This window comes from Paenibacillus sp. J22R67 (assembly GCF_059692175.1).
Genome location: NZ_JCAUAX010000016.1, coordinates 14,073 through 37,138 on the forward strand (window position 1 = coordinate 14,073; position 23,066 = coordinate 37,138).

Here is a 23,066-nt window from a genome sequence, read left to right on the forward strand (position 1 = left end):
AAGGAGAAGATGAAGGGATTCGGTTGTTTTTTATTGGTGATTGTCATTCTTGCAATAGCGGTTTGGTTTGCTTTCGCTAAACTGGACGTATTTGCAGCGGCAGTCAATCAGCTGCTAGGCAGTTTTTAGTTTCGGTTATATAACACGTGTTAACGGGAGGGATTTCAATGATTATGCTCCGAGAGCCAAGTATCGCATATTCTTTTGATAAGTTCAGATTCAGAAGGAAGGTAAAAAAGACGATAATAGTAATAACTATTGTTCAGTTTTTCCTTAATTTTATTTTCTATGGTATGACGGCAGGGCTATTGAATCTACTCCTTGTATACCAACACGACTCAAATAGTGTGGAGAAATTAAGGGAACAGCAAGCTCTTCTCATGACTGCGCCAGCATGGGTAGTATTTGGCGTATGGAACGCTGCAAATTTAGGATTTATTGTACATGCAATTAAGGATATTGAAGATGGGAAGCCGTCTCTGCCTCTTGCAGATGTAATTTCTAAGCCATAGTAGATCCACCATTTTTACATAAATTAGAAGAGAAAAGGGAGAGGTACCTATGCAAGGAAGCATTAGTTTTATCAATTTATTTGATCTTGTTTTATTTCTGTTCGTGATGTGTTGGGTAGCTTATACGGATATTAAATCTAGGATCATCCCAAATAAGATCATATTCCCAGCCATTGCACTTATTTTTATCATTCGAATTTTTCACCATCCGTTCGGCGCTTCATACTACTTTCTTTACGGACTAATTCCCATGTTTATGACGCTATTAGCAGCTGCATTGTCAAAAGGTAAAAGCATGGGAGCTGGGGATGTAAAATTAATGTTGTTTGTAGGTTTAATGCTGGGTGGTTATGGTTCAGTGTTTTCATTTATCATGAGTGGTGTATTTATTTTACTGTTTAGCCTGATTCGTTTTGTTATTCTAAAAGTCAAATTCCGCACTGAATTCCCCGTTGCTCCATTTTTATTTTTAGGATCTCTGTCCTGGTATGCATCATCGTTCTGGTTTGCTCCATTTATAAATCGATTGTTTTCATAATTTTAATCGGAGGAGATAACCAAGCATGAGGTGGAAATTTCGTAGATTCATAAATCGTCTTCTTACTGATTTAAATCGATTTATTCGAAGAGTGTTTTTCTTAGCGGGGGGACTGTATGTAATTGGAATCGTGTTGCTGTTTACTCAATCACCGGCTACAGATGAGATAAAACGTGTAATTCATTTTGATAAATTAAAAGGTCTTTACTCGGGCTGGATTTTTGTTCTGATTGGCGTTACGATTTGCGGATTATTTACTTTCAAGATCATGACCGCTATTTCTTATCGTCGCCGTTTACTGCGATCCGGTTTTCACGATATCGTTAAGATGACCGGCAGCGAGTTTGAGGATTTAGTGACCGTATTTTTCGAAGGTCGCGGATATCGTGTAGAACCAACGCCGAAGACTCGTGATTTCGGAGCGGACCATGTTCTCATCAAAGATGGCGTGCGTACTGTAGTCCAAAGTAAACGTTGGGGGAGTCAAGTTGGGCCCTCAGCGGTTCAAGAAATAGTGGCTGCTAAAGCATATTATAAAGCAGACAAGATGATGGTCGTTGCTACTCATAGATTTACTAATGCAGCTAAGCGATTGGCAGAAGTTAATGGTGTTGAGATGTGGGACATGAACCGCATTATAAAGGAAATGGCTAACGATAATATGAATAGAGAGATCAAAAAGGGGAGGGGTGTAATCAATGGATAGTCTCCCAGGTCGTCTCCGATATGAGCGTATTATCGACATGCAATTGAAGATGATTCGTACCAATCTAGAGAAAAGCAATTACATCATTGTTGAAGATATTCTTGATTATCACAATGAGCAGTGTCCGCGTTGCGGTGTATCATTTAAGCTGTATGGCCGCGATGTGAAAAATGGCGGAGGCATTTCCGTGTTTATTCCAAACAAGGATCAAACAAAAGCTTTTGTATATTGTAGCTGTAAATCGTGTGTGAAAGAGGTTATGAAGTTACAGGCTATTCGTAATTTAAGTGATCCAAAAGGGATGGATCTTGAAGCGTACTTTGAAGTGAAAATGTCTTTACATGAGGAATTAATGAATTAATCAAAGGATAATAAAAGTTGTTACAGGGCTTACTTTCGAACAAAATCGGAGGTAAGCCTTTTTTATAACGTGTGTTATATCTTGAATTTATAAGGCTCGTTAATTACTTTAGAAATAATCTGATTTAAATCTTTATTTACCGGTAGTACGTATCGCTTTACTAGGAATAGAATGGGAACTAGGTATTTTCTTTTTATTGTGTAAGTGGGAATTTGCTTGTCTCTTACCCGTTGTTTAATGGTGAAAATGGATCGTTCATCGCCAATTTCTTTTAAGAATAACGTGGTTTCTTGAATTGAAAGGAATTGCCTTTGGATGGGCCTCTTTTTATCTTGGTATTTTTTGTATTCGGGTATTTCAAAGTCATAACTTTTTGATTGATCTAGAAGGCTTTCTAAATCCCTGAAGTAAATACCATAACCTTGACGACCGCTGGGGAATAAAAACTTATCCATTTTTAGCTCTTTTTTTAACATATAAAAACCAGTTGGCTCTAGGCCGGTTAAGCGCGCAAGCTCTTCTATGGTGTAATATGTTTTAAGATCAACTTCTTGCATCTAAACTTCCCCATTCCAATGTTTCATATAGGTCTAAAGTCCCTCTCTTTATTATTACGTTCTAGATCATCATTTATCCTTTTTCATTACGAGATTATTTTATTACATGCATTATAAATAGGCAAACGTTTCCACTAAGTGGAAGTAAAAAAGGATGGACCAAGTGGTCCACCCTTATTCCTGTTATCCGCGGTTTGAGTCTGCTTCTTTTTTGTTGTACCAGATATGATCTCGGATCTCAAAAGGCAGATTCTTCGACTTGATCTGGCCGTTTGAATAACGCGCAGTTATGGTGACTGAGTATGTTCCGTCCGGAATTTGTATCCAATATTTTCTCCACGCGTCTAAGCTCCAATTTGTATTGTTGGTTGTGCTTAGAGGTGAAGTAAATGAAAAGTTAGGATATGGGGTATCATTAGGATCATATAAAAACTGTTCAGGCACTTTTACTGTTGCAGTCGGTAAATTTACTGCAACTTGCACAAATGATCCGTTGCTGCTTGTTAATGCATTGATTACAAGTGGCTCACCAGCTAGGAATTTACCTAGGTTAAGTCCGTTAGTATTAAAGTAATCAATCCATGTTTGTGTGTGTGCAAGTGATACGTCAAGTATGAGCGGATTCACAATGACATTTTTTGTAGTCGTGTCGCTAAGACCGTAAGGATCAGTGACCGTGAGCTTGACTACATAAGTACCAGGATTGTTAATGGTTTGGAAGTCTGGAATACTTGTGTCTTTGGTTACGTAAGTAGCAGCGTAACCATTTGGACCGGTGATCTCCCAAGCATAGGTTAACACATCGTTTTCTGGATCTGTTGAAGCGTCAGTAATCGTGATGGTGTCTCCTTCAAATGCTGGATTTGGTGTCGCACTAAAGATTGCCGTAGGCTTGCGGTTAATGTACATCCAAGTTTGAGGAGAAAAGTCAGACCATACAAATCCATCAAAAACCCTTACTCTAACCCGTAGCTTTTGGCCAGCGGGAAGGTCCGTATTAACCGCCCAATTTCCTGTTGCTAGGCTAGATCCTTGCCACTGTTGTCCACTATCAATTATCAAGACATCATTTGCTTCGTTTGTGACCTGAATTTGAAAGTAAGTAAATACGGTGCCCGGATCAGGATCAGTTTGTGTCCATTGTAACGTTGGCCGTAGACTGTTCTTTATCGTTGGGTTTGTTTGTGTGCCGTCAGGATCCTTCATTAATGCAGCAGGTGGGCGATTCGTTACAAGCCATCCTATATTAGACCAAGCGGACCAAGCTCCACCATCATCTTGAACCTGTACTTGGCTTTGATATTTCTGCCCTGCAGATAATGAAGTGTCGAGTGGCCAACTAGCCGAATTGGCAGTAGTGCTTTGAGGCACAGTCCGATCGATAATAACATTTCCCCACTCATCTTTTATAAGGATATGAGCGCCAGTAAAGGTAGTTCCCACGTCAGGGTCCCACTGGTTCCAAGTAATCGTAGGAGTCAAAGTGTTTACATAATCTGGTACAGCTTGTGTTCCAGTTGGGAACGTTTGAGCAACAGTTGGTGGATTATTCGGTGCTACAGCATCGATATAAAGGGTTTGCTCGAACCAGTCTGACCACGCCATGTATTCATCGGCAACAGCTTCTCGTAAGATGTAAGTTCCCGCCTTAGTTGGTCGTGTTAACTTGCCAGTCATCACGTTTCCATCCGGATCGGTATATCCATACAATCTCTGGTAAACACCATGATTATCCATATACTCTGGTTTTTCGGTGGAGTAATTGCTTGGGCTTAACCATCTGTCCGGGTCATAACCACCTTCTGTCCACGCTAAGGTATAGTCAGCGCTTTGTGTCACTGTGAAATAGCTAACAGGACGCCTGTGAACAACAACAAACTTGGTATCGGGATCTGCAAACTGTCTAAATGCTGCATATGTGTTATCAGGATACCTTTTACCTGGAGGTGCAGGATCGTCAGGCTCGGTAAAGGAAATTTTGAAAAGACCTACTTTGCCGAGTGTCAAAATTGGCGAATTTATGGTGTAGTCAACATAACTGTTCGAACCATTGGTATCTGATTTACCGTCACCTGCATTCAAGAACTTTTGAGGCTCAGTATTCGTGTAAGTCCACTTCCCTAAATCCGGTATTGCAGGATCGTTGTCTGGGTCAGTGAATTTAACATCATACTTAATTGGCATATCAACTAGTGCAACGTTATCGATTTCTCCCAAGCCCGCTGGGCTTGTTTCCATATGATACTTTTTCAAATATACGTTTGGAGCATCAGCAAAAATACCTTGTTTACCATGAGAGAATGTCCCATCATAGATATCAATTAATGGCACAGCGTTCACATAAACTTTAATATGATTACCTATTGCTGAGACGCGCAAATCATTATACTTGCCGATCTTTAACGGATTAGTTTGCTTGTCCAGTATGGTACGCGTTCCACCGGAAACCTTATACAAGACGACACCTTTTGTTGTGAGAGAGGCTTGGTAGTAGTTCTTGTTGTCTACTTGCCTGAATACGATACCAACCCCAGTAGTTTCACTGTAGTTGTAATTCATATATTTGGCGGAGACATAAATAGAACCATTCCAAAAATCAGTATTGTTGTCTACGACGGTACCAAAACTGAAATTACCTGCCGGCATAGTGGAAGGTACGGTTGTTGTGAAACCCTGCGAACCACTGTCACCGTCTTCGAATCCTTCCACAATTCCTCCGCCATCAAAGGTGGGGTAGATGTTAGTGTAACCAAGTGATGGATAGACAATTGGAGCCACGTTATCGATATCGTACTCGTACACACCCGTGACCATGTTAATCACACGAAGAATTCTTACAGTAGTACCATTAACGTTCTTAGTGCCCAATGATACGCTCTTACCATCAGATGACACTATGGAATTATAATATCCAAATACCTCAGATGAATTACTGGAACCTGGAAGTGACATGCTATCGAATACGACCTGATCCGTTTGCAGATTAGTCAGACGAAAGTGTCCTACACTGCCTTGACAAATATCATCACCATCTCTACCGCAACTGTAAGTGTATTCAGTGGAGTAAGTTTTAAATGCCATGTCGTTGTAGACTTTATCTGACTCAACATCGAACCCGTCACCCAAAATAACACCTGTATTATTGTCTATAATTCTAGCTGGATAGGATCTGGATCCACCATATTCAGCCAGTGTAGCTCGCCAAACGTACAGTCTACTATTATCAGTAGTGACATATCCCATTCTCACAAGTGGAGGCGACGAAGCCCAAGTTTCAACACAACCAGATTGTTGGCACCAAGTATACATGTTTGTGTAGTGGTCAGAACTAGTCCATAATACAACACCTGCAGGATTCACCTTCTGGATAGAACAATCATACTTAACGTAATAGGCAACTATCGGATGACCGTTGTCATCCGTAGTGTCGTAGGGTATATTTTGCGTGTAACAACTTAGCGCATAAAAATTACCCACCCTATCCTTAAACTTCGGGAATACGTCAGTATTAACACTTTTGGTGTTAAGGTACCCATAAGTAGTAAAAGTGTAGGGAACATCGTCATGTGCATCTTTTAGCGTTGATACAGGAATCCAATCCGGTGGCGGTGGGTTGTCTACCACTTCCCAAAACATGTAATCACCAGGCTGATGTGGATTTATTGGTGTGAAAGGTATCGTTTTGTACGGGCTGGCATTACCAGTTGCCAATGAAGACAGCTTGTACAATTCGTCCCGATATCCACCAAATGTTCCACTGAGCTGTGTTTTACTATAACGAACCCAAACAATATCAGCTTCTCCGTTAATCTTAACTTCCGCATGATCAACACGATTGCTAGTTTTATTAACAGTCTTGAAAGTATTGGTTGTGGTATTGGTAACCGTTAGTATAAAACCATACGGAGTACAATACAATTGTCCACCACAATAACTACCATAATTTAAGTTGTACCACAAATTAGACGAAGCACGTTGACCTATAGATGGGTTATTATATGCAGGCACAATCTTTGGGTTGGTATTGGTAAAACCATTCTTAGTTGGGGCGAGATATACACCGTTCGTCTTGTCGGGAGATCCCAACGCTTGTTCGATAGGATCATAAAACATGTCAGAATATCTGGATGCTTTATAATAATCCGAAACATTGAAGCGAGAACGATCTACCAGCAAGGTAGACATATCATAATTGGTCCCGTTTAAAGAAGGCATTGTTGGTTGATCGCCTTTTACATCAATGGCCACTATTGGTTGTTGATTAATAATGGTGAAAGAGTAATCTTTGGTTGCAGATTTACCCCAATCTTCTTTAACAAATACAGTTAGCTTGCAATCTGAAAGTACGGTTGGATTGAATGTAAGACTGCCATTTCCATCAGGTACAAGATTGGTAACGGGATCATCATTAAAGCTGCCATTAAAATTAATATCACAGACGATTTTATCTGTATGTTGTACGATTTGGTCGCCGTCGGGACTGTAAGACGTATCGCTTATGTTCATCGGGACTCCGCGAATGCTTTTTGATGCAATCGACGCTTCTGCAACTGGCGGCAAGTCCGGGAGAACTGGAAATGTCTTAGATGCAGGTGCTAGTGCATGAAGGCCATTCGAATCCACGACATCTAGCGTTACAGTCTCTTGTCCAGCTGTAGGATAGATTGTTTTCTTATTGCCCCAAATGTACTGAACAATGCTATATCCAAAAGGACTATAGCTGCCTGCTCCTGAAATATCTGGTGTAAATGGCCTTCCTTCTACGATTTTAGGTGGAATTGTTATTACTGGTATTGGGTTTGGTGGTATGACGTTAATAGTCGCTGTTCTTGTGGTAGAAGCGCCGCGATAGTCCATGGCTGTTACGTTTATTCGGAATGTACCCAACTTATCCGGTATAAAGTAAGTGTACCTTTCGTCGTATGGCCACCATTCCATATCCGCATACTTAGTTTTCAGCCAATCAGCGTCCGATCCTTCAAAATCCCAAATATAGATGACTGCATCGCCGTCTGGATCATAAGGTGTTGCTTTTGTATCAGGCGGTAATGCTGGTGTATGTAGTACTTGAAGGTCAATCATTGTTCCAACCTGAACATTAATTAAAGGTTCAATCGCGTTCACATTTCCGCGATTTACAAAACCAGGAGTAAAAACTGGTGGACTATTTGGCTTTGAATTATCAATATAAATTTCAAATGATTTTGTCCCGAGATCCTTTACTGTTCCACAGGTTGTTTTTATAGAAACACTAACTTGTACATAACCAATGCCAATCGCCTTTGGGTAAGGAAGTCCGTTAAATGGAAATACTTTGCCGTTTGTAGTGGTTATATAGATTTTAGAATCCTGACTAAACTTAGCTTCACTGGATAAGTACGTGCATCCGTTACCTCCGGTAACAGAAACTTTTATTACGTTTACGGTGTTATCATCTCCAAAGGGAAGTCTCGTTTTTTCGATAGTAAAGTCACCGTTAACTTTTTCTGGTTCTGATGGGTCAGGACCGCAGCTTGTTTGCGGCTTAAAAGTTTTAGTTGTAATGTTATTGTCCTCTGATGCCTCGTCAATCGTATTTGTTGAGTCCACCTTAACTGTAATTGACTTCTCAATCTGGGAAGTGAACTTATAGCTGAAGGTTCGCCCAAGTGGAATACCAGCAGCAGCTCCGGTCCAATCATCAGTTTTTAATAAGACACCATCTACACTTATTTCAACCTTAAAAGGTGTAGAAGTATCGGTTCCCATGTTTCTAAGTTGATATTCAAAATTGACTGTATCACCATCTTGGAAACATGAAACGGCCGGGACGATATCAGAGATAGTTAGGTCCGGTTTATCTAACTCTTGGTACGTTACATCGATATAGCCTGAATAATAATATGTATAAGCAGACCATTCGGTTTGAACTTCCATGAGATAGTTAAAATCTCTGCCGTATGGATCACCTGTTGGATCTCTTAATGAGTTAACGTCTATCCCTTCTATTAATCCTTTTTCAAACTTTCTGAAAATTTTAATGTAATTCTCCCCATTGTATTTTCCCCAGTCATAAGGAATCACATCATTTGTATATTTTCCTTCAATACTAAATCCTCCGGTAATAGTAATAGAGTCCTTAACAACATTGCTGAGTTGTACATAGTCTTTACTATTATTCTCATAATCCTGTTTGCTTTTGAAGAATTTAGTCGGCGGTGCAGGATCGTAGGATGCGGTAACGCCGGCACCATATCCATTCCAGTCTGGAGCTTTTCCCTTTAAACCGTCATATCTTAGATCGTCAGGATAAGAAATCATAGAAGTGCTATTTCTTGCATGCCCCTGAGTAGGAACAAGTCCAGGATATTGAGAATAGCTTTGCCCGTCATAAGTAGAACTATCTGCATCAAATTGCATTATAGGTGTATATTTTCCAGTGTGTTCCCATGCATCACCATTGGGTAGCCTATAAATATGATGACCAGGATTTGTAGATTCTTGACTGTACAATAGACCCAGTTGTCCCTCTAAATTGCTGACATTTAGAGTATAACCATTAATTTTTGCTTTTGAGGTCTTATCCAAATTGTTAACAGTTAATTTCCAATCCTTAATTTCTCCTGTTACTAGACCATCTAACTTAAAAGAAAATGTTTTATTGCTTTCAGGAGAAACATATTCTTTTTGATTGGGATCAGTAGAATAACTATCGAAGTTAATAAAGATTTTCTTATGCTGTAGAGTTGCAGCAGAAGCTGGAAAGTCAAATAATGGTAGGAACATTTGACATATTACCACGAAGAGAATCAAATAGTTTATACGTTTGTATTTGTACATCACTAAAATCACTTCCCAATGATGAAGTCAATATGTTCTGATTGAACCTTTAGATCAATTCTTGGTGAGTTTCCAAGGCTTAGTATATTTTCAATCTTATCTTTTTTTACATTAAACCCTAACCAGCCTTGATGTTCTCCAATTTGGTCCAGCCAAAATGGTTCTAAATCAATTTCAGGTTTATAAGATCCTCCGAAATCAAGTAGTGAAATTGACTGTCTTGGATAAAATGCATAGTGATCCTTTTTGGTCGTATTTTTCATAGTAATATCAAATGCTAGTGTATACGAGTTTGTTCCAAAACCAAGTTTAGCATTTTCATATGGATTGTAGGCTGAGTTGGATTGTGAATGGTCGATCACAATAACTTTGTTAATTACCATATCTAGACCTTCACCCAAATGATGAGAGTACGGAAGATCTATAACTCGAATTCCCCACATCGTTTCAAAGTTACTACCTCTAAGATCTATCTCGGCGCGACTTTGAGCTGATTTATCAACCTCTAGCTTGCCGCCTCCTAGAACTGTCAAAATTCTTTCTATTATAGTTACAGACTGGGCCCGAGTTGTTGATTTATTAATGCCTAATTCTCCACCTGAAAGTCCTTGAATAAGTCCGGTTTTGGTTGTATTAAACATGATCGATCGATCATCCATTTGTATAGCGTTGTTTTGTAATTTCTTATCTGATGCTCTAAGTGCGATTCTGGACATTTCAATACGCGAAATTGCTTTGTTCATGTCATTATCAGAGAAATCATTTTCTCGAAGCAGTTTTGCGTTCATCGCCGCGGATATGTATGGTTTATACCACTCTGATCCAGACGTATCGCCTGACACATTGATGTTTGTTGCAGTGATAATCATCTTAATAAACTCGGCCCTACTAACATTGACTTCTGGACGAAACGTTGAATCCTCATAACCATCAACGTACTTTTTTTGAAGTGCAGTTTGAATAGATTTTTCTGCCCAATGACCGGTTACATCCGTCAATTTGATTAGTGATTGGGTTGCTATATTTTTATTCTCGGCAACAGCAGCGCTTGATTCGGAATTGCATGCTGTAAGTAAAGCTGTAGTCATTAACGCGATTGCTAACTTTTTCATACAATCAACCTCTCTCCTTTTAAAATCTCACCATTTTCATATTTCTTCTAAATTCCAGCTATAACACATGTTATAAACGCCCCTGATAGACGCCCGACATTGTTATTTTTGCACATTTTTTATAACACGCGTTATACGTCCCTGATAGACGTCTGACGTATTCCAACCATTTCCCTTATTCCTTGTCAGATATTGCTTTCATCATATCGGCAAAAAAAGTTTCAAACGGAATCCGGTAAATGAACTTGGTCGAATTAGATAATTTAAATTGATAGGCGGATATTTTTTTATTCCTTACTAATCGTCCAAATGTTTTAATGTGTATTTTCGTGCTGTGTTTAGTTGCTTCCTCAAATGCCTCTTCAATGGTAATAACTCCCCCACGCAAAGTTTCCAAAACTGGAGTATTTTCTTGGTTGTATGCGAGCGTAAGGAATTCCCCAATGTGATAGCGATTATCAATTTTGCGTACGAGCTTTAGTTCGTGATATTCGTTCAAAAGCTTGCGAGTAAAGTGATAATCCATCTTTAGCATTCTTGATATTTCTGCTGCGCTAAAATACCTACGTTTTAAGTCCACCCTATCTTTTGGCCCTCCTTCCTTCTTAGTCAAGAATTAATTGATAAAACAAATAATTTAGTTCTTTAGGATTACTTTTTTACGTCGATATATATTAGATAGTCTCTCAGACATCCTACATGAGATACATCTTTAGACAAATTATAACAAAATTTTCTTGCTCCTACAACACCATTATGATATGATTTTAATATAAAAAATCATATGAGGGAGCGAGGTTTAGAGTGAAGAAAAACCGCTTTTTTGCTGCACTTTTATTGGTTATTTTTATTGTAGGTATTGTTTATGTTTTTGTACCACAAAGTGGCGAAAAAGCTACAGTTAAAGTCTGGATGACTAAAGAGATGGTGGCAGCTGGTGAGGAATTCGATCCTAAGCACTATATACAGGCTGATGTAACTAGGCCGAAGGAATGGATGGTTGAGGATCTTGAAACCCTTAAGAACATGAGGCCAGTTCGAACGCTTCAATCCGGACGTTTTCTTGATTCATCGGATTTCTCAGAAAAAACAAAATTGTTTTTTAAGGACGATGAAGGTGAATTTGCGGTAAAAGCTAAGCCAGAGTATCAAAATGGCGGAAAAATTGCAGTAGAAGATGTAGTTGATGTTATTTGGGTAAAGAGACAAAACAGTAACCCGAATCAAGGTATTCAGATGACGGAAACTACAGGGGATATCGTTGCGCGCGACGTTACGGTTATCTCTGTTCGTAACCAAAGAGGAAAAGATGTAGAAGAGTCTAAGAAGGACGATCTATCTAATCAGCCTTTTGCAATCGTTTTGAAGGTGGATACAGAAACGGCAAAAAAATTAGCTTATGACCAAGAAAATGGTACTTTATCGCTGTTCCTTAAGAAAAAGGGTGTGAATGCTAACAAATGATGAAAAATAACATTTTACTTTCATTGCCTAGCAAACTGTACGAAGAAGTTGAGTCCGTATTAGATGCTGATTTTATCTGTAGCACCAATATGAATTCGCAAGAACAAGTTCTAAATGCATTATCAATGAGCTTAAGTTATGCCGTGTTAATTGCGCATGAAGGATTAGGTGGTACACGAAAGTTTTCTGAATTCTACAATCTAGTACGTACTGTTTATCCTGGCGTAATGGTGATAATTCTCAAAGATGATGTTGATTTAGTGCTTGAGTACATCGATGGTCGCACGCCCCTACCTGATTATATGAGTTTTATGAACTTGGAAGCGGCAGCTGGGGCCGAGATTGTTGCAAGCTCGATTGAATCCATAAGTAAACCGACTGAGAATGTAGTATCAGAAGAGGATAAGTTAGTCTCGGAGAAGTATCAGGAAGAATGGCGTAAAGAGGCGGATGATCAAGAGTATGCGATGTACCTTGCTGATAAAGACGGGGATGATCAGCGATTTTGGCGTCACGCCACGGAATCCCGTTTTGAGGTTGTCAATTTCCTTAATAAAGTTGTTGTGTTCACTTCGGCAAGCGGCGGAGTTGGTAAAACAGACGTTTCAATCAATTTTGCTGTCCATGCGGCGAAATCGGGGTTTAAAACAATACATGTCGGATTTGATTTACAGAATGATAGTTTGGCCAGCCGATATGGATTGGAGTACCGGCGCGGACGAAAGCTTACTACTGCTTTTGAACTTTACCTTAATAAGCAGCTCTACATAGAGTCTTTATTAGACTGTTGTCAAGAGTATCGAGATGATTTAAAAGGAGAATTACGTGTTTTAGTTGGTGTTGAGGCAACGGAAGAAAGCGAAGAAATGCCAGATGACTTTTTTCTTTCTATCATTCGAATTTTGAAGCCACACTTTGACATAATCGTTGTTGATACTGAAATCAGCAGCTTTTCCCCTGCTAAACTGCCTATTATGATGCTTGCAGATCATATCTTTACAGTTTGCACAACGCATGTTTCTGTAGCTGAAGAGACAAGAGTTGCGGTGTTTGGTTGGAAAGAAAAGTACGGAATTCCACTTGCTAAGGTTGACATTATCTTAAACAAAGCTGGTGAGGGTGGAAGCATCGATGTGGAAGACTTAGAGAAAAATATCAAACTTGAGGTGATTGCTTCTGTCCCCTACTCAATAGATGTTTTATTGGGTGGAGAAAGAGAAGAGCCCGCTGTATTACGTCATAATCCTAAAGCAATTAAGGTCAGAAGTCAGATCGAACGGATTTTATTTCGAGTAACTGGTAAAACATCAAAATCAAAAAATGTGTTCCAACCATCATGGACGCATTACAAGAAGGTGATGAGAAAATATGTATCAGGCTGGCTTGCGTCGAAGAATTAGTTTGAAGCATTTGATAAATGAGAATAAAGAACGAAATGACGATATTCTGTTAGATCGCAACTCATTTTCCGATATCACCAGCATCATAACTAGGGAGCTTGTACATCGTTTTGATGAGAAGATTGAAAGAAAAAAAGAGAAAATGCTACTGCAAAGAGTTAAGGCGCTTGTATACGAATATGATTTCCGTATTCCTGGTGTTCCTGAAGATCGGTTAGTTTCAATGGTTGTTGACTCTATCACTGGTTATCGGGATCTTCATCCGTTTGTTGCCAATGATTTAATTACAAACATTGAAGTGGAAAACTTTAATGAAATCTGGGTTATGGAAAGGCTGCATTGGCGCAGAGAACCAATAACATTTGGTAGCGAAAAATTACTGCAGGATTACATTCATAGAATCTTTAATCGGCTCGGCGGTAGGTTCTCTTTAGATACTCCACTAGGAAAAGTAGAGGATAGCGAATGGAATTTACGCATACGTGCTGGTGGATTTGATGTAAGTCCAGACTCTCCTACTCTTTCTATTCGAAAACTGCGGAAAGAACCGCTAGGGCCAAAAGAAATTCGTTACGCAATGTCTGAAGGTATAGAGTCATTTATGCGATGGGCTGCAAAAGCCGGCCTTACAGTTGGCTTTGTTGGACCGTTTGGTAGCGGAAAAACCACGATTATGGGCTCTTATCTCAGTTGGATACCTGCATCAAAACATGGTGGTTTAATTCAATCTTCAAACGAAATTCAAAGAGTTCATCCTTTTATGAGAAGGCGTCTGACCAGAGAAATCGTAGGTGAACGTGGGCGTCCAATCACAGAAATTGAATTGTTGAAGTTTATGAAACAAGAAATGGTTCAATTTTTAGGTTTAGGTGAGTTTTTGGATGAAGCAGCGCTAACGATGCTTCACATTTTACAACTAGGAATTCAGGCTTGCTTTACATACCATGCGAATGATCCAGATGGAGCCATTCAAAGTTTCATATTTATGATGAACCAAGCACAAGCTGGCTATGATGTAAGGTATTTAATACAGCAGCTAACAAGCCATATGGATTTAATTGTAATTATGGATCGTATGCGCGTTAGAGAAGTTGTTCAATTTACGGGAAATATCGTTGAAAATACATATACGCCTGAATATCAAACATTATTTAAATTTGACATTGAGGAAGAGTCTCGGCATGAGCTGATTGGGAACTGGAGCCGAGATTATAATGTAAAACTAGCTCCGAAGATCCTTAGTAAGGCAAGATTGAACGGTGCATCTCCTCCTCCTGAATTGAGGTTGGCATAACATGTGTTATATCAGGGGGTGTGAAGTTGAATAGATGGTTACTTATTGTTTCGCTGTTGGTATTGTTATGGACATTATATAAATGGACATATGAAAAAATCGATGAATCAGCGTATGACGATTACTCCAATCCGAAGCCGCCATTGTATGTATATTACAACACCAGCGGAATCGGAATTCCTATTCAAATGTACTTTCTTCTATGTGCAATGATAGCATTGGCGATCGGAGCAGGCTTCAATCGTATTATGGACAATTCCATTGCAGCGATTATGTTAACGGGTATTCTAATCTATGCATCTAAACAATTTATCATTATGCGAAGTGTATGGAAAAGCCAAAGGATCGATGCAGATGCCCCTACTTTTCTCTCTGCTTTTAGCAACTATTTTAACACTCTCGATAAACCGCTGGAATCGCTTGGTTTAGCATTGGTTCATGCGGATAAATCTTATCAGCGTACCCTTGATGTTTTGCATAGACGGCTGATAAACGGTGCTGAGGATTACGAAGAAACAGAAAGAGCAAAGCGGTTTTTTAGGAATAGGATTTTACGAAGCTTTCTAGATGACTTTGTTGAAGAGTTGCGAAGCGGTGGATCTTTATCTGTTCGCTTAGATCGACATATTGACAGGACGCAAACGCGGAAAAGGCAGGCGGCCAATCGTAAAATAGAAACATATGCAGGTATTATCATTATTTATGGCGGTATTATCTTCGAGTTTTCTATTGCAGCGTTTATGTTTTTGTTTAAACCGGATCTCTTTGAGTACTTTGTTTATTCACCCCTAGGGAAGATGGCGGTAGTTGTTATTATTGCTGTTACCGGTTTTATGATTTTATCAGCTCAAAGACTTATCTTGCTGTCGGAGGGGTGATGAAATGAAGGACATATTACTCGTTTTTTTGTTTTTGCTTGTACTCGTATTTGTCTTCATGGCGTATCAGAAAATAGCAAAGTTAGCCCTTCCAGGGTTAAGACGTTTGGCGAAGCGAAGCAAAAGCCAGGATGAACCAGAAGATTATCAGAACTTATCTGAACAATATGAGGCTTGGTTGAGAAAAAACCTCCCCCCTGCGCTCTATACGTGGTTGCAAAACTTACTATTTCAAACAGGGCAAGGGTACAACTGGTCTGTAGGAAAAGCAGTTCGAAGTATAGTGATTTCTTTTCTGCTTGGTAGTGTTGTAGCGTTCATAGATATCTTATTGTTCGTTTCATTAAAGTCAGATAAAGCAGTTTTTCTTTTGGTTATAGGGATATTAATTTTTCTTTTTGCTCCCTTTGCCCCCATTTTAAAGTTCAAATCAGAGCGTGAGGACTTCAGAGCAAGGATTATTTATCAAGCGCCTGCCTTTGTAGACATTTTGGAGTCTGAGCTAGTTTACGGGCAAGGAAGCATAGAAAATGCAATTGGCGCGGCCAGAGAGGAATTAGACGGCGAGCTGCAACTTATCATGGATGCTGCTTATAAGGAGTTACTAATCGATCACAACTTAAAGAAGGCAATGGGAATTATTAAGAACCGGATTAATGATAAATTGTTTGATTCCATACTCGTTTCACTGGACCAATATTCGTTGACAACTCGGATCGAAAAGCAAATCAAAGCACTTCATGATTCGGCAAAGAATGAAGTCGATCATATGATTGATAAGCAAACGATTCAGAAGAATCTAACGATTACTATAGTTTCAATAGGAATATTGGTGAATCTAGCTTTAATGGTTGGAGTTCCGCTGATTATGAAGATGTTAGGTGTTCAATTGAGCATTGGGTAATCTTTCTACTAATTTAAGGAGGTGAATAGGATGAAAAAAGCAATGAAAAAATTTGTTAATTATCTTTCTGGTCAAAAAGGCGCTTCTGAGTTGGTTGTCTATGGTTTGCTTGTACTTTTCAGTCTTATCGTTTCTGGCGCAGCTTACGTTGCCATCAATCCAACGATTGATTCTGGCGTAAGCACAGTGACTAGCACTGTAACTGACACATTTACTACTGTATCTGGACTGTAATATGGCTACAAGCATTAGCAGGACAATCACATTGAATTGTCCTGCTTTCTTTTATTTTCAGTAAGGAGTTGGAGCCTTTTGAGAGAATTCGAGCTTACAGGCTATTTTAGGAGCTCTACAACGCATGTTATGGAAGAGAGTAAACAAAGAGTTATCAATTTTCACATTAGAAGTGAGGGTTTTATGAATACTTCGACTCAGAAGTATGAGTCGTTTGAATATCCTTTTGAATCTTGGCTTGAAGAGTTAATTGTTAAAGTAGAGAATATTCCGCGTGGTGCTCTTGTCACGGTGCGTTATAACGAGATTCCAAGAAGAAAGACAATTCATTCGTTGAGGCTGCACTACGTAGTATTAAAAGCAAATTCAATTACAGTTTGGACTACAAAGGTCGAAGAAGCTAAAGGTGGTATGAATCAGGATGAAGGGGAACAAATTGAACTTGGGATGCATTTCGGCGGCTTTGACGTTCCTGGTGAAGGATCAGAGAGGAGTTAGTCAACTCATTGTTTATATAGGATGCGCAGCAATGCTCCTGACATTTTCACTCTTTGGGATGGAAATGACCAGATATATTACCGTTCATAAAGCGTTAATCGATGTTGGTGATACGGTTATGAGAGATGCCATGAAGGTAAATAATGGGCTTACCCCTTCTACAGAGGCATTTGTAGAACAAGTTCTTGTGAATAAAGGAATGGATAGCAGCCGAATTAGTATTACTGGTGCTCTCTCCCCGCAGCCGTTTGGATCCAGAATGGAGGGCCAAATCTCGTATGTATACCGTTTTCCAATATTTAGTGAGGCCTCTTCCCTTTTACCTACTATCACGGTCCAAGATGAAGTGATTTCAAAACGTATCAATGTATTTGCACTGGGGATTGTACGATGAAAAATGTTGGATCATGGTTATGGAAGAATGAACGCGGAGGAGTAGATATTCTTATCTATTTTTTCGTTATTTTTCTTTTAATGATCGGTGCCGGGCTTGCGCTACTTGATCATTGGACGGTTAAAACAATAGATGCGGAAACTACAGAAGTGCTGGATGATCTAAACTTAGACATCTATCAACTGCTGGATGTGAAGTACACTGCGGACACGACAGGTTTTAAGCTCACAGATGATAACGAGGCGTATGATTTGTTTGTGGAGGGCTTGCAAGATCGGCTGCGGCTAACAGCTTCCCTTACACCGGCTGTTGGAAGCGTTGCTCACGGAGCAGTCGAGATAAATCAATTCAAAGTTGTTCATGAAAGTGAAGTCCCCTACTCTGATCAATATGGAAGATCGATGATGTATCCTGGTATTATTGCGGAGATTACTATTCCGATTCGAACACCAATGCTTGGGATCGTAGCAAATAAGAAAATACTAATTACTACAGAAATATATAGGTGATGTTTCCATGTGGGAGTTAATGATTGCAAAAGCAGCTTGGAAAAACAAGAAGATTATTATATATGCCGTTCTAGGGTCGTTTTTATTGACTATGGGGATTGCAATTATGTTTTTCTTGATGGTTACTAGCTCAGGCGGAATATTAAGTCTACGCGGTGGTGGTGAGGAAGATCTTGATATGGATAGCGCCAGCAAGTATATCTTGTATTACGTGTCAGAAGCTAAACTGGAACAAGTTGAAGCCATAAATGTCATGATCTATGATACATACCGTACAGGAAATTTTAATATCAAGGATTTGAAAGTAACAAAGAGGTCTGTAAAATCATCAGTACAATTATTTATTTACTACACGAGAGAAGAATATGATTGCGATAAAACAGATCCAGATACGGGTGAAACTATATCGAAAACTTGCAGGCATGATGTCCGTCATGTGCATACGCTGAGTGAAATGCTAGATAAACTAGCAATCCCACCAGAGGAGTTTGATGAGCGAGACGTTGAAAACCTTAGAGAGATGTATGCGTATTATATTGCAGCACTAACAGGATCTTCAGATAGTGATGGTAGCCACGGTGTTGATGGAGACAACTCCCTCCCTGCTTCTGGATGGCGACCGACTATTCATGACTTTAGCTGGCCTGCACCAAACATATATGTTTTGACAAGCTCGTTTGGGTATCGCATAAATCCAGTAACCGGTGAACTAGGTGAAATGCATGCTGGTCTAGATATCGGTGCGCCAATGGGGACTGATGTTTTAGCGGCTGCTGCTGGCCGAGTCGTTTTCGCAGATTACACAGATTCCGGTGGAAATATTGTTACTATTGATCATGGTAACGGAAAACGAACGAGATATTTGCATTTAAGTAAAATTCTTGTGAGCGTTGGCGATCAAGTGGATCAAAATTCCCTTATTGCTAAATCAGGAAATAGTGGAAGATTAACTACTGGGGCTCACCTTCACTTTGAAATACGGATAAACGATGTTCCGCAAAACCCATTGAATTATTTTCAACCATAGTCATGGGCGGAGAAAAGAAAGGTTTGGGTGTCATAACATGAATTTGTGTGAGAATAGAATAACATTAAATGGCGGCCGTACTGCCCTCCCATGTGGCTGTGAATCAATTTCACAGTTTGGTTTATTTAATTATACTGGTACTAGTGTTCAGCCTATTAAATCTGAGGATGACGGCGAAGATTCAAAAGAGGTAATTCGAATTGAAGTTTGCCCTAGATGTTGCAGAGTAATTGGAGGAGTTGCTACACATGCATTTGTAAGGAATCTCACAAGCACAGAATTTTCAATCCCTTTGTATTTTATGAATTTAGAATGGAATAAAGCGCCTGCTCCAATTGTGGTTGGTCAGGCGCCTATCAGGGACGGTTCTCCAAGCTTCGAAAAATGAAGAACCAATTTAAAAGTAGCATGAACTTATCATTTAAACAAGACGAACTGTTTTGGGTTCGTCTTGTTTATATAATAACATATATTATATACATAATAATGTATATAAAAATTCAACTATTTTAAGATAACTTATAAAGTCAAAAAAAGCCAGAATTATTATCCCCAAAAAAGGTTAAATTTTAGCCGCAAACATCTATTTTGGTTATTTTTGACTAAGACTTTAGTCAGAAAATCCATTCTGACTATTTCTGACTAGTGAAGTTGTATAAAAATAGCCAGAAAATAATTAAATTATGTTAAACAAAATCTAATATATAATAATTAAAGTTAAAATAAGTTAGATTATATCTAACTTAAATTATTTATACTCTATTTTTAGTGTGGTATAGTAGATATATGATGAAATTGAAGAAGAGGTGTAATATAAATTGAGTGATCTTCAACCAACAAATATGCATTCTAAGCTAGAAATAGAGTTTTCTCAGGATAAACTATATCAATTGTGTCAAAATCTTCGTGTTGACGCTGATTTAATTGATCATTTTATGGCTGATTTAAATGAATTTAAGGAATATAAAACTGGGGATATTGAAGAATGGTATTGCGACGAAAAGAAAAAGGCTGATTATTTATGTAATCGATCCACGATGAAGAATTGGTTTCAATCATTGATTAATTATATTGAACCGGATCGACCTAATCGTAATTATCGCCTCAACTATCAAGCTGTTTTTCGATTGCGGATGGCGTTAATACTACGAAGAGAAGATGTAACACTGCAAAAAATTCAAGAATTAGTTGGACTTAAGCCGACTATTTTAAACGAATCAGAGAAATATGATCCTGATCGATATAAACCGTCTGTCTCGATAAATCATGGAGATGCCGGCAGCTCGATGTCTCCTGAAATGATGCTAAAGAAGATCGAAGAGATGGTAGAAGCGAAAGTGAAGGAAATGTTGAGTGAAGCAGCCGCATTACCAAGTGGTGAGAATTTTGAAAAAGAAATAAATGCTTTGAAAGATGAACTAAAAATGTCTAGAGAGGCAAATGAAAGCGCGGCTAAGCAAATTGACACATTGCATACAGAAGTCGAACGTAACAGCCAGGAACAAGTCAAACAGCAGGAAATGATAACAATGCTGTTAGAAATGCATGAATTACAATCCATGGCTGGAGAAATGGATATTGAAGATCAACGAGCAAAGCTGCAGGAGTTGCGGAAAAAGGACCCTGTAGCATACATGAATGCAATGATGGATATTCAAAAGCGAAAGAAAGATACAAAAAAGAGTTGGATACAGAAGTTGTTTGGAAAATAGTGGGGTAATAGCCGCGTTTAATCGCGGCTATTTTTAGGAAGTGATTGTCACTCACAATCACTTATTATAACTATTAATTTTAGGTAAAATATGCATATTTTTATTGATTTTAAGCCTAAATTTTGGTATATTTAATATATACTAATTGTCACTCACAATCAGTATTTGTCACTAATACTAATTGTTACTCACAATAATTATTGCCGCTTTTCTAATTATTACTATATGGAGTGAGTAAGGGAGGTGCTAATTTTGAAAACGGACTACGAACAATCATTGAGCGAACATGATGAAGACATGCCTCTTGTAGTAGGAATTGATGAGATATGCAAAATAGTTTTACGGGAAGAGGTCTTAGATGTTTTTTCAATCATCTTAAAAGATAATGTTGTTTCTAAGATCGATATAACCAAGCGTTTTATGGAGTATATTGGTGATACTCAAGGTAACCCAACTAAATATAGGAGTTTAATTTCAGAGGCTATTGCCAAACTTGAAGGCACTACCTTTGTTGAAAATATACATAATGGCCGTGGCCGATCCTATGAATATCGATTAACCGAGAGAGGTTATGCAGCAGCAAATCTAATTGGCCGAATGATTGAAGACGATCCGCAACTGCTTGAAAGAGTTCGAGCTAAGGTTACACAAAAATTATTGATGGGAGAGGGATAGACAATGAGAAATGAAAAAGAGCGTGAGTTAACTAAGATCGATAGTATTTGGGAGCTGGAGGATTTTATTGCTCAAAAGGAAGCAAAGGCAAGCGAAAGTTATGGATTCATTGGATTAGGGCAAGGCGGATCTAAGATGGTGGATGCTGTTGCCGGCATTCGAAATCCTAGGACAGGAGATCCCGAATACCCTACCATGATTATTAATAGTAATCTAGGCGATATGGGCACGCTGCGAAATGTACCCAGGACACATCAAAAAGGTTTAAAGGGATTCGAGAATGGAGTAGGTAAGCGTCCTGAAGTGGGCAGACAGGCTATGGAAGAGAACGGTGCTGAGATTTTTGAGGATATCATGCGCATTTTCTCTAAATGCAGCAAAATTTACTTGTGCGTTAGTCTTGGCGGGGGAACAGGTACTGGGGCAGTTAACCTGATGGTAGAAGCCATAGCACAAGGATTAGGTATCCCAGTAGCGGTTATTGCTTCTTTGCCGAGACCAAACGAAATTGAAAGTAAAAATGCTTTCAATGCTCTTGCAGAATTAACAACAAAAACAAACTTGATTTCGGACGAGCAGGGCAATGAATACCGATTGTTGGATGAGATTGTTCTCTTAGATAATGAAAAAATTGTAAGTGATCATCGAGAAGATCCAGAAGCTCCGGATTTAACATGGGATTACTACAGTAACTATAAAGTAGCCAGTATCATACACGAATGGAATGTTGTAACGAGCCTTGAAAGTGATATTACACTTGATGCAGCCGATGTAAGCACAAACGTAAAATCAACTGGTAGCATTATTACATACGCTAAACGTAAGATTGATCTTGATAAAGAAGCTAGGACAGAAGAAGATTTTGTGAATCAAGTTCTCAGTACATACAAAGGGAAGAATGTGCTTGCTAATGGATTTGACTATAACCGTGATTTACGTAGCATGGCTATTTGTGTAGTGCTGCCGCGTGGCCGCGCAAAGGATTATAATCAAGATACTTTAGAGCTACTTAGAAGTCGCTTAAACGAGGAATTACCGGACGTTAGCTTTTATATCGGATTTGCTACATGGGGATCTTCTAAAAACGCAATCATTTATACGATGGCAGCTCTAGCAGGTTTGCCGATCCGAGCCATAAATCTTAAAGAGGAAGCAGAAGAACTTATGCGCAAGCGCGTAGAGCGTGAGCGACAAGCCAGTGGTATGAATCTTGGGGGACCGATTAAAGACTCCTCAGCAGCAGCCACAACGCGCAGAGCGGGTGGAGGGAATCCATTTGCTAAAGCTCCAGCGACTTCTCAACAACAAGATTCAGGAACAACCACAGGTGGATCTAATGAGGCACCTAAAGCTCAGAATAACTTCTTTCTAAACCGTAAATAGTTAATTGCTCTTATAGAGAATTCATCATATGTTATCCACACAAAAAAGCATCAATGAGCGTTGTAAGTTGTGCTCATAGATGCTTTTTT

At 39.1% G+C, this 23,066-nt stretch carries 21 protein-coding genes; 17 read left to right on the top strand and 4 right to left on the bottom strand.

Annotated elements, in window-relative coordinates; translation table 11 throughout:
* Positions 1–167 precede the first annotated feature (167 nt).
* From AC58VC_RS34295 to AC58VC_RS34310, 4 genes are read left to right on the top strand one after another with little or no spacing between them, the layout of a single operon-like run.
* Positions 168–512: a hypothetical protein gene (locus AC58VC_RS34295; RefSeq protein ID WP_497375822.1), complete on the top strand. Its 345-nt coding sequence runs from the start codon at positions 168–170 to the stop codon at positions 510–512.
* A gap of 49 nt (positions 513–561) precedes the next feature.
* On the top strand, positions 562–1,050 hold the full coding sequence (locus AC58VC_RS34300) for a prepilin peptidase (RefSeq protein WP_497375824.1): 489 nt from the start codon (positions 562–564) through the stop codon (positions 1,048–1,050).
* 25 nt (positions 1,051–1,075) lie between these two features.
* Entirely contained in the window at positions 1,076–1,756 is a 681-nt protein-coding gene (locus tag AC58VC_RS34305; protein WP_497375826.1) for a restriction endonuclease, read from the top strand.
* The gene (locus AC58VC_RS34310) at positions 1,749–2,117 is read left to right on the top strand and encodes a hypothetical protein (RefSeq protein WP_497375828.1); all 369 of its coding nucleotides are present in this window, start codon (positions 1,749–1,751) and stop codon (positions 2,115–2,117) included. The genes AC58VC_RS34305 and AC58VC_RS34310 overlap by 8 nt, the downstream gene beginning before the upstream one ends.
* Positions 2,118–2,191: 74 nt before the next feature.
* On the opposite strand, the gene AC58VC_RS34315 is transcribed toward AC58VC_RS34310, so the two are convergent.
* The 4 genes from AC58VC_RS34315 to AC58VC_RS34330 all read right to left on the bottom strand — a co-directional run bounded on the left by AC58VC_RS34315 (position 2,192) and on the right by AC58VC_RS34330 (position 11,185).
* The gene (locus tag AC58VC_RS34315; RefSeq protein ID WP_497375830.1) at positions 2,192–2,674 is read right to left on the bottom strand and encodes a hypothetical protein; all 483 of its coding nucleotides are present in this window, start codon (positions 2,672–2,674) and stop codon (positions 2,192–2,194) included.
* 183 nt (positions 2,675–2,857) lie between these two features.
* Entirely contained in the window at positions 2,858–9,493 is a 6,636-nt protein-coding gene (locus AC58VC_RS34320; protein WP_497375832.1) for a CARDB domain-containing protein, read from the bottom strand.
* Between the two features lie 8 nt (positions 9,494–9,501).
* Positions 9,502–10,605, bottom strand: a complete 1,104-nt coding sequence (locus tag AC58VC_RS34325) for an S-layer homology domain-containing protein (protein ID WP_497375834.1) — start codon at positions 10,603–10,605, stop codon at positions 9,502–9,504.
* A gap of 175 nt (positions 10,606–10,780) precedes the next feature.
* Positions 10,781–11,185, bottom strand: a complete 405-nt coding sequence (locus tag AC58VC_RS34330; protein WP_497375836.1) for a hypothetical protein — start codon at positions 11,183–11,185, stop codon at positions 10,781–10,783.
* 224 nt (positions 11,186–11,409) lie between these two features.
* On the opposite strand from AC58VC_RS34330, the gene AC58VC_RS34335 reads away from it, so the two are divergent.
* From AC58VC_RS34335 to AC58VC_RS34395, 13 genes are all read left to right on the top strand, one after another.
* The gene (locus AC58VC_RS34335) at positions 11,410–12,069 is read left to right on the top strand and encodes an RcpC/CpaB family pilus assembly protein (RefSeq protein WP_497375837.1); all 660 of its coding nucleotides are present in this window, start codon (positions 11,410–11,412) and stop codon (positions 12,067–12,069) included.
* Positions 12,069–13,469: a CpaE/TadZ family protein gene (locus AC58VC_RS34340; protein ID WP_497375843.1), complete on the top strand. Its 1,401-nt coding sequence runs from the start codon at positions 12,069–12,071 to the stop codon at positions 13,467–13,469. The genes AC58VC_RS34335 and AC58VC_RS34340 overlap by 1 nt, the downstream gene beginning before the upstream one ends.
* Positions 13,438–14,763, top strand: coding sequence for a hypothetical protein (locus AC58VC_RS34345; protein WP_497375846.1), 1,326 nt, complete (start codon positions 13,438–13,440; stop codon positions 14,761–14,763). The genes AC58VC_RS34340 and AC58VC_RS34345 overlap by 32 nt, the downstream gene beginning before the upstream one ends.
* Before the next feature lie 26 nt (positions 14,764–14,789).
* On the top strand, positions 14,790–15,641 hold the full coding sequence (locus AC58VC_RS34350) for a hypothetical protein (protein ID WP_497375848.1): 852 nt from the start codon (positions 14,790–14,792) through the stop codon (positions 15,639–15,641).
* A 58-nt stretch (positions 15,642–15,699) separates the two neighbouring features.
* Positions 15,700–16,545, top strand: coding sequence for a hypothetical protein (locus AC58VC_RS34355; protein WP_497375850.1), 846 nt, complete (start codon positions 15,700–15,702; stop codon positions 16,543–16,545).
* A 30-nt stretch (positions 16,546–16,575) separates the two neighbouring features.
* Positions 16,576–16,779, top strand: a complete 204-nt coding sequence (locus tag AC58VC_RS34360; RefSeq protein ID WP_497375852.1) for a hypothetical protein — start codon at positions 16,576–16,578, stop codon at positions 16,777–16,779.
* Between the two features lie 78 nt (positions 16,780–16,857).
* Complete coding sequence (locus AC58VC_RS34365) at positions 16,858–17,277, top strand: hypothetical protein (protein WP_497375854.1); 420 nt, start codon at positions 16,858–16,860, stop codon at positions 17,275–17,277.
* 58 nt (positions 17,278–17,335) lie between these two features.
* A complete protein-coding gene (locus AC58VC_RS34370; protein ID WP_497375856.1) occupies positions 17,336–17,671 on the top strand; it encodes a hypothetical protein in 336 nt (111 codons plus the stop codon).
* The gene (locus AC58VC_RS34375; RefSeq protein ID WP_497375858.1) at positions 17,668–18,180 is read left to right on the top strand and encodes a hypothetical protein; all 513 of its coding nucleotides are present in this window, start codon (positions 17,668–17,670) and stop codon (positions 18,178–18,180) included. The genes AC58VC_RS34370 and AC58VC_RS34375 overlap by 4 nt, the downstream gene beginning before the upstream one ends.
* Before the next feature lie 7 nt (positions 18,181–18,187).
* A complete protein-coding gene (locus AC58VC_RS34380) occupies positions 18,188–19,207 on the top strand; it encodes a M23 family metallopeptidase (protein ID WP_497375860.1) in 1,020 nt (339 codons plus the stop codon).
* 818 nt (positions 19,208–20,025) lie between these two features.
* A complete protein-coding gene (locus tag AC58VC_RS34385) occupies positions 20,026–20,919 on the top strand; it encodes a MerR family transcriptional regulator (protein ID WP_497375862.1) in 894 nt (297 codons plus the stop codon).
* A 252-nt stretch (positions 20,920–21,171) separates the two neighbouring features.
* Positions 21,172–21,594 carry a hypothetical protein gene (locus AC58VC_RS34390; protein ID WP_497375864.1) on the top strand — a complete coding sequence of 141 codons (423 nt, stop codon included), beginning with the start codon at positions 21,172–21,174 and terminating at the stop codon, positions 21,592–21,594.
* 3 nt (positions 21,595–21,597) lie between these two features.
* Positions 21,598–22,977 (top strand): FtsZ/tubulin family protein, encoded by a 1,380-nt coding sequence (locus AC58VC_RS34395; protein ID WP_497375866.1) that lies wholly within the window; start codon positions 21,598–21,600, stop codon positions 22,975–22,977.
* Positions 22,978–23,066: the final 89 nt, after the last annotated feature.

Excerpts from the sequence above, each read along its gene's own strand:
- AC58VC_RS34295 (WP_497375822.1), top strand. The coding sequence starts at position 168 with ATGATTATGCTCCGAGAGCCAAGTATCGCATATTCTTTTGATAAGTTC.
- AC58VC_RS34300 (WP_497375824.1), top strand. The coding sequence starts at position 562 with ATGCAAGGAAGCATTAGTTTTATCAATTTATTTGATCTTGTTTTATTT.
- AC58VC_RS34305 (WP_497375826.1), top strand. The coding sequence starts at position 1,076 with ATGAGGTGGAAATTTCGTAGATTCATAAATCGTCTTCTTACTGATTTA.
- AC58VC_RS34310 (WP_497375828.1), top strand. The coding sequence starts at position 1,749 with ATGGATAGTCTCCCAGGTCGTCTCCGATATGAGCGTATTATCGACATG.
- AC58VC_RS34315 (WP_497375830.1), bottom strand. The coding sequence starts at position 2,674 with ATGCAAGAAGTTGATCTTAAAACATATTACACCATAGAAGAGCTTGCG.
- AC58VC_RS34320 (WP_497375832.1), bottom strand. The coding sequence starts at position 9,493 with ATGTACAAATACAAACGTATAAACTATTTGATTCTCTTCGTGGTAATA.
- AC58VC_RS34325 (WP_497375834.1), bottom strand. The coding sequence starts at position 10,605 with ATGAAAAAGTTAGCAATCGCGTTAATGACTACAGCTTTACTTACAGCA.
- AC58VC_RS34340 (WP_497375843.1), top strand. The coding sequence starts at position 12,069 with ATGAAAAATAACATTTTACTTTCATTGCCTAGCAAACTGTACGAAGAA.
- AC58VC_RS34345 (WP_497375846.1), top strand. The coding sequence starts at position 13,438 with ATGTATCAGGCTGGCTTGCGTCGAAGAATTAGTTTGAAGCATTTGATA.
- AC58VC_RS34355 (WP_497375850.1), top strand. The coding sequence starts at position 15,700 with ATGGCGTATCAGAAAATAGCAAAGTTAGCCCTTCCAGGGTTAAGACGT.
- AC58VC_RS34360 (WP_497375852.1), top strand. The coding sequence starts at position 16,576 with ATGAAAAAAGCAATGAAAAAATTTGTTAATTATCTTTCTGGTCAAAAA.
- AC58VC_RS34370 (WP_497375856.1), top strand. The coding sequence starts at position 17,336 with ATGGAAATGACCAGATATATTACCGTTCATAAAGCGTTAATCGATGTT.
- AC58VC_RS34375 (WP_497375858.1), top strand. The coding sequence starts at position 17,668 with ATGAAAAATGTTGGATCATGGTTATGGAAGAATGAACGCGGAGGAGTA.
- AC58VC_RS34380 (WP_497375860.1), top strand. The coding sequence starts at position 18,188 with ATGTGGGAGTTAATGATTGCAAAAGCAGCTTGGAAAAACAAGAAGATT.
- AC58VC_RS34395 (WP_497375866.1), top strand. The coding sequence starts at position 21,598 with ATGAGAAATGAAAAAGAGCGTGAGTTAACTAAGATCGATAGTATTTGG.